The organism is Bradyrhizobium sp. STM 3562, from assembly GCF_045571435.1.
Classification (GTDB): domain Bacteria; phylum Pseudomonadota; class Alphaproteobacteria; order Rhizobiales; family Xanthobacteraceae; genus Bradyrhizobium.
This window is the reverse complement of sequence record NZ_CP120694.1, coordinates 3,923,595-3,939,927: the sequence shown is the minus strand read 5'-3', so window position 1 is coordinate 3,939,927 and position 16,333 is coordinate 3,923,595. Positions and strand designations below refer to the sequence as shown.

Genomic DNA, 16,333 nt, shown 5'->3' with positions numbered 1-16,333 from the left:
GCGCAAAGCGTAAACCGGCTTTGCGTTAGCTAACGAACGCGGCGCGTTGGCGCGGAGATCATGCTCAAACCAAGAGATGAGATCATGATCCGATTCCGTTTCATCGGGATCATGATCTAGTGTTTCGGCATATGTCCGAAAATGAGGGAACTATGGCATTTAAGTCACGCGACCCTTGCATCAGGATGTGCAGGGTCAAACGGACCTCCACCTAGATTTTTCTGAGGATCAATGATTTCGAACTGGCTCGCGGGGGCCCTCGCCCGCCGCAACATTCACTACGGCTGGGTGATGGTCGGCGTCACCTTCCTCGCGTCGCTGATCGCGGCCGGCACGGTCGGCTCCCCCGGCGTCTTCATCGTTCCGTTGCAGCGCGAGTTCGGCTGGAATACCGCCGAAATCTCCTCTGCACTCTCGATCCGTTTCGTCCTGTTCGGTCTGATGGCGCCATTCGCGGCAGCACTCATGAACCGCTACGGGCTTCGCAACGTGACGCTGACGGCGCAGCTCATTGTGGTCTGCGGCCTGCTGGCATCACTCGCGATGACGCAGGTCTGGCAGCTCATCCTGTTGTGGGGCGTGGTGATCGGCATCGGCACCGGCATGACCGCGCTGGTCCTTGGCGCAACGATTGCCGCCCGCTGGTTCGCTGCGCGCCGCGGGCTCGTGATAGGCATCATGACCGCGAGCGTCGCTACCGGGCAACTCGTGTTCCTGCCACTGCTCGCCAGCCTGACTGAGCGCTTCGGCTGGCGCATTGCGCTTGGCCTTGTCTGCGCGGTGCTTGGCGCATCCGCGCTTGCGGTGGCGATGGTGATGTGCGACCGCCCGAGTGATGTGGGCCTGCGGCCGTTTGGCGACAAGGAGACCGACCCGCTGCCCGCGCCACCCGCCGGCAACGCGTCGATCATAGCCGCCGCGCTCGGCACGCTCCGCGACGCATCCAGGTCGGGCGTGTTCTGGATTCTCTTCGCGACCTTCTTCATCTGCGGCGCCAGCACCAATGGCTTGGTCCAGGTTCACCTCATTCCGATGTGCCTCGATTACGGCATCCCGCAGGTCCAGGCCGCAAGCCTACTCGCGGCGATGGGCATCTTTGACTTCTTCGGCACCATCGTGTCCGGCTGGCTGTCGGATCGTTACGACAATCGCTGGCTCCTGTTCTGGTATTACGGGCTGCGCGGGTTGTCGCTGGTGTTCTTGCCGTTCAGCGACTTCTCCTTCTATGGCCTGTCGCTGTTTGCGATGTTCTATGGGCTCGATTGGGTCGCGACCGTGCCGCCGACGGTGCGGCTCACGGCACAGCGCTTCGGCCCGGAGCGGGCCAATCTGGTGTTCGGTTGGATCTTCGCCGGCCACCAACTCGGTGCCGGAACGGCAGCCTTCGGCGCGGGGCTGTCGCGGACGCTGCTCGCAAGCTATCTGCCCGCCTTCTTCGCCGCCGGTGCGCTCTGTATCATCGCGGCCGCGAGTGTGCTCGCTATTTCGCGCCATTCAAAGCCGGTGGCGACGTAATTGTGCACACCCGGCGCCCCGCATGATGCTTTGTGCGGAGTGCGCCGTAAGCCACTGCACGCGCAGGCGGAAGCGCAGTCGCGTTGGACGCAACGAAGATTACGGCCTGATCGCCATGTTCTTCGCCAGTCCCGGCGTTCGCAGCGGCTCGGCGAGGCGCGCGAATTCGCAGAGCAACGATCGCGTCTTTCTCGGATCGATGATCTCCTCCACCCAGAATTTCTCGGCGGAGCGAAAGGGCGAGCGCAGCTTGTTGAGGCGGTCCTCGATCTCCTTGAGTTTTTCGACCGGATCGTCAGCGGCGTCGATCTCGGCGCGATATGCCGCTTCGATGCCGCCCTCGAGCGGCAGCGAACCCCAATAGGCCGAGGGCCAGGCGTAGCGGATCGAGAAGCGATCCGCCGGCTGGTGCACAACGCCCGCGACCCCAAAGGAGTTGCGGATAATCACCGTGCACCAGGGCACGGTGGTCTGGTTGACCGCAGCCATTGCGCGCACACCGTGGCGGATGGTCGCCGCCTTCTCCGCCTCAAGCCCGATCATGAAGCCGGGACAATCCATCAGATAGACGATCGGCAGATGGAAGGTCTCGGCGAAGTCGACCCAGCGCACCACCTTCTGGCAAGCCTCGGCGGTCCATGAGCCGCCATAGTGGAAGGGATCGCTCGCGAGCAAGAGCACCGCCCGTCCCTCGAGTCGCGCCAACCCCACGATGATGGGGCGGCCGAAATTGCTGTTCACCTCGAAGAACGAGCCCTTGTCGACCACGGACTCGATGATCGGGCGCATCTTGTAGACCTGGCGCCGGTTGCGTGGCACCGCCCTGATCAGCGCTTCCTCAGAGCGTTCCGGATCGTCGCTCGAGCGCAGCGTCGGCGGCAACTCGAACACGGACGGCGGCAGGTAGGAGAGGAAGCGGCGTGCGCGTGCAAACGCCTCCTCCTCGGTGTCGACGGCGTCATCGACGCCACCGGCGCGGGTCTGGATATCGGCGCCGCCGAGCTCCTGCTTGGACAAGTCCTGGCCCAGCCGCTTCACCACCGGCGGTCCCGCCACGAACATCGCGGATTCGCGCGTCATGATGGAGTAATGGCTCGCGGCAAGCCGCGCCGCGCCAAGACCTGCGACCGAACCGAGCCCCAACGCCACGACCGGCACATGCGCGAGGTTCTCCGTCGTGTAGCGGTACCAACGGTTGCCGCCGATGCCGCCGGGCAGATTGGCCGCGCCCTTGGTCTCGATCGTCTTCACCGAGCCGCCCCCGCCGGACCCCTCGATGATGCGGATGATCGGCAGGCGGAAATCATGTGCCATCTCTTCCGCCATCAAGGGCTTGGCCGAGATCGATGCATCCGCGGAGCCGCCGCGCACGGTGAAATCGTCGCCAACCACGACCACGGTGCGGCCGTCGAGCTTGGCACGCCCGAACACGCAATTCGCCGGCGTTACGTGCTTGAGCTCGCCGTGCTCGTCATATTCGCCGATGCCGGAGATCGCGCCGATCTCGTGGAAGCTCTTCGGGTCGACCAGCTTATCGATCCGTTCGCGGACGGTGAGGCGCCCCTGGTCGCGCTGTCGCTTGACCTTCTCAACGCCTCCCATCTCGCGCGCGAAGGCCTCGCGCCGAGCGAGCTCGTCGAGTTCGGGCTTCCAGTTCATTCGCTTCCTCCGTCCGGGTGATCTTGTTATTGGGTGCGGCCACTGCCAGCGGCTTTCGCTCCAAGCGGTTGTTGAAGAGATCGCCTTCCGCACTCTCGAGCAGGCTGCCGATCGCTGTGGCGAGCTCGCGCATGGGCGGCGCGACCTCCTGGTGCAGACGCTTTTCGTCATACATCGCAGCGAGCAGTCCGATCGTCACCACGACGAAAGTTTGATACTGCGGCGACCACAATGGCACCGCGACCCCATTGATGTGCGGCGACCACAGGCCGCAAGCAACGACATAACCGTTCTCTTTGAGGAAGCGACGGTTGTTCTCGATCCGGGGTTTGAGAATCTTGGCGCTTTCCGGCACCTCGCGCTCCATTTCGGCCAGCAGCGCATCGCCGATTTGGGGCTCCAGCGCGGCGGTATAGGCGTGGCCCGCGGCCGTGCTCGCCATCGAGATGCGGCTGCCGGTGACCTCATGCAGGCCGAGCGCGTTCGCCGAGCGCGCAAATTCGAGATAGACGAGATGGTAGCGATCGGGGATCACGAAGCCGACGGTGCCGGGCAATTGCTCGGCGATATCCTGCAGCCGCTGCCGGATCAGGTTGCGTAGCTGCAAGCCCTTCATCATCGAGGTGCTCATCGCCACCGCGCTCGGGCCAATGCGATATTTCTGGTCGCGCGGCAGGTATACGAGCTGGCCCATCCGCGTCAGCGTGTGTGTAAGGCGTGACACTGTGGAGCGCGGCAGGCCGCAGCGATTGGAAATTTCGAGATTGCCAAGCCGCGCTTCATGACCCTCGAAACATCTGAGCACGTCGAAGGCGCGCGAGACCACCTGGATGACGTCGCCCTCGCCTGCCGCATCACCGCAAAGCATTCTCGGCCTGCTGAGCCGCTCCGAGCGTCGTCCCATAGCTTCCACCCAATTCCGTTATGCGGAATAAAATTCCACTTGAAGAACAAGCTACATCAGGCAATCTGCGCCGACAACAATAAGTGAATTGGCATGCCAGATATCAGGATCGTTACCGAGGTCGCCGGACGCATCTGCGCGCTTCCCGTCGAGCCTGGCGCCAGCGTCGGCGGCGGCGACGACATCATCTTCGTCGAAGCGATGAAGATGGAAATTCCGGTCGCCTCGCCTGCGGCGGGCACACTCAAGTCCCTGCTCGTCGCGATCGACGACGTCGTGGCCGAGGGCCAGGTGGTGGCGATCCTCGAGACCTGATGCACCCTTGCTCCTCCTGAGATCACGCTGCCGCATCAAGCAGTCGATACGGACGTTTCGCCTTGCCTCGCCCTGGCATAACATCGCCCTCCGCCAAGCTGCCTCACCTCGGAACTTGCTATGGACATGATGCCAACGGCGCCGGTCGCCAGCGCCGGCAATTGGGCGGCCTCCACCCCGCCACTGCTGCGGTTCTTGAACGCGTGCCATCGGGATTTTGGCTCGGACAATTCCGGCGAAATTGCCCACTATATTCCCGAACTCGGCAAAGCCCATCCCGATCATTTCGGCATCAGTCTCGCGACGCTGGATGGCCATGTCTATGAAGTCGGCGAATCCCGCGTGCCCTTCACGATCCAGTCGATGTCGAAGCCGTTTGTGTTCGCACTGGCGCTGGACACTCTCGGTGCGGGCCGCGTGGAAGGCGTGATCGGCGTCGAGCCTTCGGGCGATCCTTTCAACTCGATCCGGCTCAATGCCGAGAACCATCCGTTCAATCCGATGATCAATGCCGGCGCGATCGCCTGCTCGGGCCTCATCCTCGAGGCGAAGGGTGATGCGGCGTTCGACACCATCCGCCAGGCGCTCAGCCGGTTTGCCGGCCGCGAACTGGATATGGATGACGCAGTCTATTCTTCCGAAAGCGCAACCGGCGACCGCAACCGCGCCATCGGCTATCTCCTGCGCAACTCCGGCGTGATCAAAGCGGACGTCAGCAAGGTGCTCGACGTCTATTTCCGGCAATGCTCCGTGCTTCTGACCGCGCGCGACGCCGCGATCATGGCGGCAACGCTCGCGAACCGCGGCGTCAATCCAGTCACGGGCGAGCAGGTCATGACCCCTTACGCGATCTCGCGCACGCTGTCGGTGATGACGTCGTCCGGCATGTACGACTATGCCGGCGAATGGATCTATCGCGTCGGCATTCCGGCCAAGAGCGGTGTCGGCGGCGGCATTCTGGCGGCGCTGCCGGCGCGATTGGGCCTGGGCAGCTACTCCCCGCGGCTGGACAGCCACGGCAACAGCGTGCGCGGCATCCGAGTTTGCGAGGCGCTGTCGTCGCATTACGGCCTGCATATACTGAGCCGCAGCGACGACGCACGCAACTCGGTGATCGCCGATTACAATATCGGCAAGAGCGCGTCGCGCCGTAGCCGTCGGCCGCAGGAGCGCAAGATCCTCGCTGACCACCATCAAGATGTCCGCGTCATCGAACTCGTGGGCACGCTGTCGTTCTCCAATGTCGACTATGTCTCGCGCGAGCTCGCGAGCCGACCGCGTCCGCAATTCGTCATCTTCGATTTGCGCAGGGTTGCGGCGGTAACGCCGGCGGGTAGCCGGCTCCTGGCTGAGGAGTTTTGGGAGCTGGCTCGATTCAACGTCACCGTGATCCTGTCCGGCATCGACCGCGCCTCCGCGCAATGGAAGAGCATCTGCGAATGGACGGCGGGGCTTTCCAACTTGCGCAATTATCCCTTGCTCGACGACGCCATCGAATGGGCCGAAGACCAGGTCGTGTACCGCCATGGCGGCAATATCTACGCCGTCGAAACCGCCGAGCTTTCCGAGCAGGCCCTGCTCGCGGGGTTGAATGACACGGAACTCGATCGGCTCGCATCGCTCGGCGGTCTCAAGACCTATCGGCCGGGCGAGAAAATCATCATGGCTGGCGCGCCCGCAAGGTCGCTGTTCTTCCTCAGGTCGGGCGTGGTGCACGTCAAACTGCCGAGCGGCATCCGCCTTGCGACAGTGAGCGCCGGCATGGCGTTCGGCGAAATGGCGCTTTTGGAGACGCATCGCTCAGCCGACGTTTATGCCGATGCTTCCGTAACCGCGCTCGAAGTGCCGCTGGCCGATTTCGAGCGCTTTCGCGAAGACAATCCGCGCGCCGGCGAGCGCATCATGCGCAACCTCGCGCAGCTCCTGGCCGACCGGCTGATCCTCGCGAACACGAAATTGAATCTCCTGACGGCGAACTAAGCGACGGCGGGCCGCATCCATTCCATCACCACAAACCACGGCACGCGCCGAAAAACCTCCTGCGCTCTGGTTCGCCGGAGACTGGTGCTGGCTCTGAAAAGAATGTCAGCGTCAAACCGGTCTCCAACAGGGCGGCCATATAGGCAGACAGCGGCCGGTGCCAATTCTCGATCCGGATGCCGGCCCATTCCAGCCAGAGGGGATACTCTTCGAGGTAACGGTCGACTGCGAAATGAAGGCTACGCCCTTCCTCGTCCTTGACCCAACCTTCATTGGCGCGTGCAGAAACAAAACCGGTCAAGTTCGCGATCAAGAGGGAGCCGCCAGGCTCCAACACCCTTGCCATTTCGGCGATGGCTGCCCTGAAATCAGCGATATCGACGAGCGTCACATAGCTGACGACCAGGTCGAAGCTTGCCGGTCCGAACTCAAGCCGCTCGGCGCGGCCAAGCCGATAATCGCCCGCGGGATCGCGCCGGCGTGCCGTCTCAAGCAGGGCTGGCGTGGGATCGATTCCCGTCGTGTGGATACCAGCCGCGTTGAGCAGCCTGCAAAAGCGCCCTTCGCCGCAGCCGACATCAAGCGCGCGCTGAAAGCCCCTGCCCTGAATACGACCCAGCATGACGGGATCGAGCACGTGCTCGCGCGCCCAATCGCCGCGCTCGCCCACGGAATCGATCCAGGCTTGTGCTGAGAGATCCCAGCCGTTGTCCATGGTGTACGTCCCCGCTCGAAACCTTAGACGATCTCCGATACCGGCTGCATGTCGATTTCGAAGGTTTCGAGAAACTTCGATGTCATGATGTAGAAGCCGACCGCAAGCTGCAGCTCAACCAGCGCCGCGGGCGTCAACTTGGACGCGATCGCGTTGAAGGTCGCATCTTGTGGGCGGCGCAGCTTGACGATCTCGTCGGTGAAAGCAAGCGCGGCGCGCTGCACCTCGTTGAAGCAGGTCGCGGATTGCCAGTCTTCGAGCGATTCATTCTGCTCATCGGTGACGCCGACATTCTTGCCGATGCGCTTGTGGGCCGCGACTTCATAGGGCGCTTCGCACAAAATGCCGGTGCGGGTGATCGCAAGCTCCCGCACCACCGGATCGAGCTCACCCTTGTGCCTGATAGCACCACCCAGCCGGCAATACTGCTCAAGATAGCTGGGCGAATGCGCCATCATCCGGAAGATGTTGGCGTTGCGGTTCTTGCCCAGGAGTTCCTGCGTGCGCTCATTGTGCTTTGCGGGATCGCTGTATGAAATTCGGGCCATGATCCACCTTGAGCTTTCCGACCTTCTACTAATTTTCTTCAGCGATCAGTTGCTGAAAGAGTCTCGCCCGTCCGACGCAAGGGCAACATAAGTGAGTCAAATTGCCGCCGCATTACTGTTCGACCTTGATACAGTCGATATTCGCCGAGTGGGGACTCAATCGGGCGAATTCGTTTCGTGGGGTGTTCCGAGTCAAGAAACTGACCGTCGAGCGCGTGCGTCGCGCAACGATGAGTCGCGCCCAAGTTTAGGGAGAAAACAGGCATGAAGCATGCCACCAAGAGGGCAACTTCGGAGGCACTTGCGCATTTGCTGGCGGTGACGGCGATGCTCGTCATCGCCAGCATTCTTTTTTATCGGGTCGAGAAGCCTTCGCAAAGCAAGGCACGGGCCGTCCACCAAATTGAACAAAACGCGCAGTGACGGAATCGCCGACGGCGAGATCCCTCTCGCCGTGAGCCATCATCCGAAAGCCCTCCACAGTATCGACCAGCACAAGATTGTACGGCACATGGGCGCGGGTCTCCGGCGTTGCAGCGCGGCAGACCAAGGAGGTGGCGTAGACCGTTCCCTCGCCGCTGGCGCGCTGCTCGACCAAATCCGTCGCCCCGCAGGACGCGCAAAAGGCGCGGCGGAAGTATTGCTTGGCGCCGCAGCACGCGCAGTTCTGATAGACGATCGCGGCTTCGCCCATGGTCCAATCGGCAAGCTTCTCGTTCATCGCGCCCGCTCCAAGAACATGCTGACGTGTGAGGAGAGCACCCCGCCATCGCCGTGCAGGAGCGCTAGCGATGCGTCGCGCACCTGGCGGTCGCCCGCGCGGCCCGTCATTTGCAAATGCGTCTCAACCAGGTGCGCCATGGCGCCGCCGACGCCACAATGGCCATAGCTCAACAGCCCGCCATGGGTATTGAGCGGGATCTGGCCATCGCGAGAAAAATAGCCGGCGCGAACCCGCGCCGCCGCCTCGCCGCGGCCCGCCAATCCCAGATCCTCCAGCAGCATCGCCAGCGTAATCGTAAAGCTGTCGTAGACGGCAGCATAGCGCACGTCGGAGATGCTGACGCCCGCGGCAGCCTTCGCCTTGGCGATCGCGATCTCCGCGCCGAGCTCACTCAAGGCCGGCGCCGCCGTGACATGCTGATGCGTATGAGCCTGCGCGCAGCCGCGGATACGCACGCGGGCCTCCGTCGTCGGGTCGCGGCTCACGACGAAGGCGGCGCCTCCGTCGGAGACCGGGCAGCAGTCCAGAAGCTTTAGCGGCAGCGCCACCGGCTTCGATGCCATCACATCCGCGACCGTGATCGGTTCATGGAACTGTGCACCGGGATGCGCCAACGCATGGCGCCGCATCAGCACGGCGTACTCCGCGAGGTCTTCCTGCGTCACGCCATACTCGTGCATGTAGCGCGAGGCGACGAGGCCGTAATAGGCGGGAATGGTCGGCCCGAGCGGCACCTCGTAATCAGGATGGCCGACCTGCGCCAGTGCCTGGATCGAGGCGTCCCGGCTCTGGCCGGTCAGCCGGTTCTCGCCGGCAACCACCAACACATTTCGGGCGACGCCGGCATCAACCAGCGTGTGAGCAAGCATGGTCATCGCGAGTCCCGTTGCGCCGCCGACCTGCACCGCATGCGCATAAGAGGGGCGGATGCCGAAATGCTCGGCGAAGACGGTCGCTAGCATGATATGCGGCGAGACCGTGCTGTAGCCGCAAAGGATGCCATCGATGTCGTCGCGGTTCAGCCTGGCATCGTCAAGGGCGAGGCTTGCTGCCTTGCTCATGAGGTCGAGCGAGGACGACCCTTCGTGCTTGCCGAATGATGTGAGCCCGACGCCGGTGATGTAGCTCATGCTGATGCCTCTCGTTCCGTGATTCCGGGGCGGCCCGACAGGGCCGAACCCGGACTCTCGAGGTGGGAACGCACGCAAGCCAATGTCGAGATTCCGGGTTCGCGCGCTTTGCGCGCACCCCGGAATGACGAGCAAGGGTTGACGGCGACGAGCATCTCAATACGACTTCGGCAGGCCCAGCACCTTCTCCGCGATAAAGCTCAAGATCAGTTCGCGGCTGACGGGCGCGATGCGGGGAATGAGCGATTCCCGCAAATAGCGCTCGACGTGAAATTCCTTGGCGTAGCCGAAGCCGCCGTGCGTCATCACCGCCTGCTCACAGGCGTGGAAACCGGCCTCGCCCGCGAGATATTTCGCCGAATTGGCCGCTGGGCCGCAACTCAGGCCCTTGTCGTAGTGCCATGCCGCCGACAGCGTCATCAGCCACGCCGCCTCCAGTTCCATCCAGTTCTTCGCGAGCGGATGCTGGATCGCCTGGTTCTTGCCGATCGGGCGGTTGAAGACGTTGCGCGTTTTGGCATAGCCGCTGGCGCGCGACAGTGCGAGCTGGCCGAGACCCACGGCTTCCGCCGCAATCAGGATGCGCTCCGGGTTCATGCCGTGCAGGATATATTCGAAGCCGCGGCCCTCCTCGCCGAGGCGATCCTGGACGGGGATCTCAAAATTCTCGAAGAACAATTCGTTGGAATCGACCGGCTTGCGGCCCATCTTTTCGATCTCGTGCACCGTGATGCGGCTGCGATCGAAATCGGTGTAGAACAGACTCAAGCCGAAGGTCGGGTTTTTCACCTCTTCCAAAGGCGTGGTGCGGGCCAGCAGCAAGATCTTGTTTGCCACCTGCGCGGTCGAGATCCAGACTTTCTGGCCATTGACGACATATTTGTCGCCCTGGCGAACCGCGCGCGTCTTCAACTGCGTGGTATTGAGGCCCGTGTTCGGCTCGGTGACCGCAAAGCATGCTTTTTCGCGCCCTTCCACGATGCCCGGCAACATGCGCTTGCACTGCTCTTGCGTGCCGAACACGACCACGGGATTGAGCCCGAACACGTTCATATGCACCGCGGAGGCACCGGACATGCCGGCACCGGATTCCGAGATCGTCCGCATCATGATCGCGGCTTCGAGAATGCCCAGGCCTGAGCCGCCATACTCTTCCGGGATGCAGATGCCGAGCCAACCGGCTTCCGCGAGCGCTTTGTGGAAGTCGGCCGGGAAACCGCCCTCCTTGTCCTTCTTCAGCCAATAGGCATCATCGAAGCGCGCGCAGATCTTGGCCACGGCGTCGCGGATCGATTCCTGGTTGGGAGTGAGTGCGAAATCCATAGCTCTTATCCTTCCGCTGCCGGCGATGGCCGGGTGACGCCATCGCGGATCATGGCGGCGATTTCCTCGCCTGAGAAACCGGCCTCGCGCAAAATCTCCTCGCCCTGCTCATTGAGGCGCGGAGCAAGCCGCACCGGCTCGGCTTTCGTATCGGACCAGTTCGCAGTGACCTTCATGCTGCGGATCGGCCCCTCGGTCGGATGCTGAACCACCGGAAAGAAGCCGGTCGCGACCAGATGCTCGTCCTGCAGGATGCTTTGCAGATCGTGCATGGGCATGACGGGAACGTCGGCCTTGTTGAGAAGCTCCATCCATTCGGCCGTGGTGCGCGTCTCGAAGATGCGCGCAAGCTCGCCATAGACCATATCGATATTGGCAGCGCGCCCCGAGAAGGTCACGAAGCGCGGGTCGGCGCGCAGATCGTCACGGCCGGTTGCGTGGAAGAAATTCTCCCATTGCTTGTCGTTATAGACGATCACGCTGATATAGCCGTCGGCAGTCTTGTAGGGCCTGCGGTCGCGCGAGAGGTGGCGCGGATAGCCGCCCTTGTCGAGCGGCGGCTCATAGGTGAGGCCGCCCATGTGGTCGCCCATCACAAAGCTCGCCATGGTCTCGAACATCGGAATGTCGACGCGCTGGCCGCGCCCGCAGCGGTCGCGGTGCACGAGGCTGGCGCAGATGGCGCCGACGGCCGTAAGGCCGACGATGCGATCGACCAGCGCATTCGGAACGTAGCGCGGAACCCCGTCGCCGGTCTGCGCCATCAGCGCGGGCAGCGCAGTCGCGCCCTGGATCAGATCGTCATAGGCGGGTTTTGCGGCATAGGGCCCGTCCTGGCCGAAGCCGAACACGCCCGCATAGATCAGCCGCGGATTGATCTTCGCGACCACATCGTACCCGAGATTGAGCCGCGCCATCGCCTGCGGGCGCACATTATAAACGAGCACATCGGCGGATTTGATCAGCCGCAGCACCGCTTCGCGCCCGGCCGGTTTCTTCAGGTCCAGGCAGATCGAGCGCTTGCTGCGGTTGGTGTTGAGGAATACCGGGCCCATGCCGGGATGCCGGGTCGGACCGATCAGGCGCGTAACATCGCCATCGAGCGACTCCACCTTGACGACGTCGGCGCCGTAATCCCCCAGCATCTGGGTGGCGTACGGCCCCATCAGCACGGTGGTCATGTCGACGACTTTTATGCCCTGCAGCGGCCCCATTTCTCCTCCCGATGTTTTGATCGAGCCACCTAACGGCAGGGCGGAAGTGAGATCAAGCTGCGGCAGGGGCATGGGGCTATGCGCTCGGCTCCAGTTCGTCGGTCATCGCGATGGCGGCATACGTCCGGGCCTCGTGGTTCGAGACGGCGCTTGCGCGCCTCCTCACCATGAGGATTTCAGCGCCCGCCACACACGACCTCATCCTAACGAGCTTGCGCAGCAAGCGTCTCCAAGGATCGGCCCTAAGACACCGCTGCCGCAGTTCCGCGTTCTCGCGGCGCGCAGCGTCCGAGTTTTGCAGGATCCACCCCCTCTTGGAAAAAAGGGCGCAAGGAAGACCGGGTGCCCGCTCTGCACCCACGGCCCCCGCGCAAAAGATTGCGCGAAGAGCGCGTTGACCACAGGTACAGGCGGTATCACACCGGCCTTCCCTGCGCAGTGGTTTACGGCTTACTTCGAGCTCTCCCCGGTGAACCAGACTTTGTTGTCACCGTCACCCGCGCGATGCGAATGCATCCTCGCGAGCTTAGCGCCAGCCTTGGGGCGCCAGGACCACACGACTTCGCCGTCCGCGCCGATGCCGCTCGTCTTTCGGCACCGTCGCGTCCACCGCATCCCACCTCGCGTGTCGTGACGATCGCGATAAGCCCCTCCGCAATAGAGGCGGGACGACGCCAGTAATCATCAATCTCTGAAAAAACGAAAGCGAAATATTTTTGCGGAAGCATCTGGACCACCCAAATCATCTTGAAGCGGCTCGCAAAATTGATTTTTTTCGCGCAAGCGATTTCGCCCAACAAAATGAACCCGCGACCATGAAAATCGAACTGATTTACCGCTCGACGGGCAAATCGATTGATGCGATCTCGCTGCGGTGATCTCCGCCGGCATCGGCTCGCAGGCGAGCCAGACGAGGGCGAGCCCATGTGCGGCAAAACTGCGGTCTTCCGTCACCGGCGCTGTCGCCGTAAGCTACGACAGTGTCCCGGCCGCCCGTTCGGAAACGCGCAAATCGGGGCGGCCAGAAAGCGAGGCCAGCGTGACTTCTGAGTGGCAGTATCAGGTCAGGTTTGATGCGAAGGATTCTGCGACCGCGGAATCGCTGCGCCGAAAGCACCGTGCTCCGGCGGTGGCGCCGCTACTCGATGCGCTCGCCAAGCATCGCGCTACGCCAAAATGCCAGTTCGACGCCTTTGCGGAATACGTCGCCGAAGCAGAGGAGCAAGGCGTCGAAAGCGATCCGCTCTATCAATGGACGAAGGCGACGATTGAGAACCCGGCAAAGAAGGAAAAATATCTGAAATCCTTTGCGCTCTACGTGGACGACCAAGAGGTCTATGCCAAAGACATTGCCGACGCGCTGGAGGCCGACTTGCAACCCTTCGCCACCAGCGGGCTCATCACCCGAATTTCCAAGTACGATACCAATCCAGCCAACAATCCCCAGCCGCCGCAGCGCCCGCACGAGCAGGGATAGCCTATCGGGAGGAGGGAGCCGAACGCCCGCCCTGCCCTTGACCCGTTGCCGGGGCGCACTTGACGCGGATCACACGCGCATTTGACGGCCGCTTCTGGACCCAACTCGAAGATCAGCCATTGAACGACCGGCTGCCCGGGCCTCTCAGCGTCGAATGATCTCTGGTGGAAATGGCAGGCGGCCAGCGCAGACATCGTCGCGCACTCTCACTGCTTCGCGGTGACGTTTCTCGAACTGATCCAGCAAAGAGACAGAAATGTCGCACGTCTCTCGATCTTCCGCGGCGTCCCCGCCTCGCAACGTGCAGCGTGCGAAGGCCTGCCATGATCTCGTCCCGAGCCATGGAGCCTGCGACATGGGGACCGTCAGCGAGTTCGCCAATCGCCTGAACGAGCGTATCCTGATAGACGCGCGATTTAGCGCACCAAAATTCTCCGTGGTCCATTTGAGAATGTTGGCAAAGTCCACTTCTGCGGCAGCGCCGAGACGAACGCGCCATCTACGCTCGGCCATGAGGGCGCAATTCGGTTGTGCGGGAGATGACCTTTTCCGAGAGGTCATGCAAACAGGCTTGCAGTTCCTCGATGTTGTCGAATTCCTTGAACGATCCTTGATCCAACGCCCCAATACCGGCGCGCGCCACCGCTCGCAACGCTTTCAGCCTACCCGCATTCTCGGCCTCGCGTTGCTCCACAAGCCGCAACCCATCACGCAGCACTTCGCTGGCGTTCTGGTAGCGGCCGGATTTGACGAGGTTCTCCAGGAGTTCTTCTTGGCGCTCCGTCAGCACGACATTTCTGGTGGGCATTGGCATCCTCTCAGATCGCTCGAAAGCGGGGCCGGCCTATGGCATAATATGCCATAACCGCTTCGCAGCCTTAACCCGTGCCGCGCGCCCTAGGCAAACGCTGCGCGTGATCGTCGTCCCGATCGCGGTTTCGACGTCGTCATAGCGTCAAGGCGAGCGAATAGTGCTCGCCTGATCGGGCGTAGGACATGAGCGCGCTGACGAAGAATCGTCCCGCTCGGCAGATGCGCCGACAGCGATCACGCCGCCCGGATGTTGCTCAGGAACTTTCCGGTCTCGCCCTTGAGCCGGTCGGATTGGGCGGTGAGCTGTCCGGCGGCATTCAGCACGAGGTTCGCCGCCGCGTCGACCTGGCCGGATGCTTCGCGGACACTCACGATCGTTTGCATGACATCCTGCGTGCCCTGCCCCGCCTGCTGCACGCTTCGCGCAATTTCCTGGGTTGCGGTGCCCTGCTGCTCGACGGCCGCGGCGATCGAGCCGGCGATCTCGTTCATCTGCCCGATCGTCGTGCCGATCTCGCGGATGGCATCGACGGTGGAGCCGGTTGCCTCGCGGATGGCCTGGATCTGGCTTGCGATTTCGTCCGTGGCCTTGGCCGTCTGCGACGAGAGCGCCTTGACCTCGTTGGCGACGACGGCAAAGCCCTTGCCTGCTTCGCCCGCGCGCGCCGCTTCGATCGTCGCGTTGAGGGCCAGCAGATTGGTCTGTCCCGCGATGGACTGGATCAGGGCCATGACCTCGCCGATCTTGTGCGTGGACTGCACCAAATTCTCGACCATGGATTCCGTTCGCGTTGCCTGCTCGACGGCGTTCTGCGCGATCGACGTCGATTGGGTGACTTGGCGGGCGATCTCCTTGATCGAGGACGACAGCTCCTCCGCAGAGGCGGCAACGGTCTGGACGTTCGAGGCGGTCTGCTCCGCGGCCGCCGCGACCTTCACGCTTTGACCCGTCGTTCCCTCGGCGATCTTGGACATCGATGACGCCGAAGTCTGCAACTCGCCGGCAGCGGCGGCCGTCGCCTCGATGACAGCGCCGATGCTGCGTTCGAATTCGTCCGCAATGCGGACCAGGATGGCCCGCCGATCCTCGACGGCGCGGGCTTTGAGCTCCTCCTGCTCGTTGCGCAGCCGTGTGGTCTCGACCAGGTGATCCTTGAAGACCTGGAGGCTGCGTGCCATCCGGCCGACCTCGTTCTTCAGATCGACGAACGGAACATCGACATCGAGCTTGCCTTTGGTGAGACCGTCCATCACCTCGCAGGTCCGGGCGAGTGGAACGACGATCCCGCGGCCAAGCCAAAATGCAGTGAATCCGGCGATCATGAGCCCGCACAGCGCGATGATCGCAGCCCAGATCGACCGATGCAGGACGACGGCGTCGATGTCGTCGACATAGGCGCCGGCCTGAAGTGCAAGAAGCTTGTCGCCCATGGTGAAGGCGCCGACATAGGAGAGCTTCTGCAGTTCGGCGCCACCGCCGGAGCGGGGCGCGAAATATTCGACATAACCGCCGCCGGCGCGCGCGGTCTGCACAATGTCCTGGATCAGCAGCTTGCCGTGGCTGTCCTTGAAATCCCAACGGTTGACGTTGATGTATTTGGGATTGCTGTGCACATAGGTGACCCCGGCGTCCGAGCTCGTCGCGCCATAGACACCGACATAGTCAGCATATTGGCCCCAGCGCATGGCGCCAATCGAGGCGAAGGCACTCTGACGCGCCCGGTCCGGATCGAGCCGACCGGCCTTGACTTCGCCATCGTAGAAAGCCAGCACCTTGACCGCAGCATCGACCATGTTGCGAATCGTGGTTCGCCGCTCATCCAGGACGGTGTCACGCAGCTCCATGATCTGCATGACCGAAATGGCGAAAAAGGCGACCGAAAGCACGGCAATGATCGTCGCCAGGCGCTGATAAATCGTGAAATGGCGCATCCGTTAGCCCCCTGCAAGTAGCTCACGGATAGCAACACAACCTTAATTGACTGTTATCGATCTTAATCGATTGTTATCGATGCG

Annotated in this window: 15 protein-coding genes; 5 read left to right on the top strand and 10 right to left on the bottom strand. The window is 62.6% G+C overall.

What is annotated here, in order from left to right; translation table 11 throughout:
* Positions 1-231: 231 nt before the first annotated feature.
* Positions 232-1,515, top strand: coding sequence for an MFS transporter (locus P6U23_RS18075; protein WP_407181048.1), 1,284 nt, complete (start codon positions 232-234; stop codon positions 1,513-1,515).
* Positions 1,516-1,614: 99 nt separating this feature from the next.
* Here P6U23_RS18075 and P6U23_RS18070 read toward each other — a convergent pair whose 3' ends face one another.
* Positions 1,615-3,174 carry an acyl-CoA carboxylase subunit beta gene (locus P6U23_RS18070; protein ID WP_407181047.1) on the bottom strand — a complete coding sequence of 520 codons (1,560 nt, stop codon included), beginning with the start codon at positions 3,172-3,174 and terminating at the stop codon, positions 1,615-1,617.
* The gene (locus P6U23_RS18065; protein WP_407181046.1) at positions 3,104-4,078 is read right to left on the bottom strand and encodes an IclR family transcriptional regulator; all 975 of its coding nucleotides are present in this window, start codon (positions 4,076-4,078) and stop codon (positions 3,104-3,106) included. Before P6U23_RS18065 ends, P6U23_RS18070 begins: the two co-directional genes overlap by 71 nt.
* 93 nt (positions 4,079-4,171) lie before the next feature.
* Between P6U23_RS18065 and P6U23_RS18060 the strand changes: the two genes are divergently transcribed.
* Positions 4,172-4,393, top strand: a complete 222-nt coding sequence (locus tag P6U23_RS18060) for an acetyl-CoA carboxylase biotin carboxyl carrier protein subunit (protein WP_407181045.1) — start codon at positions 4,172-4,174, stop codon at positions 4,391-4,393.
* Between the two features lie 126 nt (positions 4,394-4,519).
* The gene (glsA, locus tag P6U23_RS18055) at positions 4,520-6,373 is read left to right on the top strand and encodes a glutaminase A (RefSeq protein ID WP_407181504.1); all 1,854 of its coding nucleotides are present in this window, start codon (positions 4,520-4,522) and stop codon (positions 6,371-6,373) included.
* A 25-nt stretch (positions 6,374-6,398) separates the two neighbouring features.
* On the opposite strand, the gene P6U23_RS18050 is transcribed toward glsA, so the two are convergent.
* From P6U23_RS18050 to P6U23_RS18025, 6 genes are all read right to left on the bottom strand, one after another.
* Positions 6,399-7,043 carry a class I SAM-dependent methyltransferase gene (locus P6U23_RS18050; RefSeq protein ID WP_407181044.1) on the bottom strand — a complete coding sequence of 215 codons (645 nt, stop codon included), beginning with the start codon at positions 7,041-7,043 and terminating at the stop codon, positions 6,399-6,401.
* Between the two features lie 68 nt (positions 7,044-7,111).
* Positions 7,112-7,636, bottom strand: a complete 525-nt coding sequence (locus P6U23_RS18045) for a carboxymuconolactone decarboxylase family protein (RefSeq protein ID WP_407181043.1) — start codon at positions 7,634-7,636, stop codon at positions 7,112-7,114.
* Positions 7,637-7,970: 334 nt separating this feature from the next.
* The gene (locus P6U23_RS18040; protein WP_407181042.1) at positions 7,971-8,357 is read right to left on the bottom strand and encodes a Zn-ribbon domain-containing OB-fold protein; all 387 of its coding nucleotides are present in this window, start codon (positions 8,355-8,357) and stop codon (positions 7,971-7,973) included.
* Positions 8,354-9,490, bottom strand: coding sequence for a thiolase family protein (locus P6U23_RS18035; protein ID WP_407181041.1), 1,137 nt, complete (start codon positions 9,488-9,490; stop codon positions 8,354-8,356). Before P6U23_RS18035 ends, P6U23_RS18040 begins: the two co-directional genes overlap by 4 nt.
* Before the next feature lie 156 nt (positions 9,491-9,646).
* Positions 9,647-10,813: an acyl-CoA dehydrogenase family protein gene (locus tag P6U23_RS18030; protein ID WP_407181040.1), complete on the bottom strand. Its 1,167-nt coding sequence runs from the start codon at positions 10,811-10,813 to the stop codon at positions 9,647-9,649.
* Between the two features lie 5 nt (positions 10,814-10,818).
* Complete coding sequence (locus P6U23_RS18025; protein ID WP_407181039.1) at positions 10,819-12,027, bottom strand: CaiB/BaiF CoA transferase family protein; 1,209 nt, start codon at positions 12,025-12,027, stop codon at positions 10,819-10,821.
* A 716-nt stretch (positions 12,028-12,743) separates the two neighbouring features.
* On the opposite strand from P6U23_RS18025, the gene P6U23_RS18020 reads away from it, so the two are divergent.
* Together P6U23_RS18020 and P6U23_RS18015 are read left to right on the top strand one after the other, a co-directional pair.
* On the top strand, positions 12,744-12,905 hold the full coding sequence (locus P6U23_RS18020; RefSeq protein ID WP_407181038.1) for a hypothetical protein: 162 nt from the start codon (positions 12,744-12,746) through the stop codon (positions 12,903-12,905).
* Complete coding sequence (locus P6U23_RS18015; RefSeq protein WP_407181037.1) at positions 12,902-13,504, top strand: hypothetical protein; 603 nt, start codon at positions 12,902-12,904, stop codon at positions 13,502-13,504. The genes P6U23_RS18020 and P6U23_RS18015 overlap by 4 nt, the downstream gene beginning before the upstream one ends.
* A gap of 499 nt (positions 13,505-14,003) precedes the next feature.
* Here P6U23_RS18015 and P6U23_RS18010 read toward each other — a convergent pair whose 3' ends face one another.
* Both P6U23_RS18010 and P6U23_RS18005 read right to left on the bottom strand, forming a co-directional pair.
* The gene (locus tag P6U23_RS18010; protein ID WP_407181036.1) at positions 14,004-14,312 is read right to left on the bottom strand and encodes a type II toxin-antitoxin system ParD family antitoxin; all 309 of its coding nucleotides are present in this window, start codon (positions 14,310-14,312) and stop codon (positions 14,004-14,006) included.
* A gap of 239 nt (positions 14,313-14,551) precedes the next feature.
* Entirely contained in the window at positions 14,552-16,249 is a 1,698-nt protein-coding gene (locus tag P6U23_RS18005; protein ID WP_407181035.1) for a methyl-accepting chemotaxis protein, read from the bottom strand.
* Positions 16,250-16,333 lie beyond the last annotated feature (84 nt).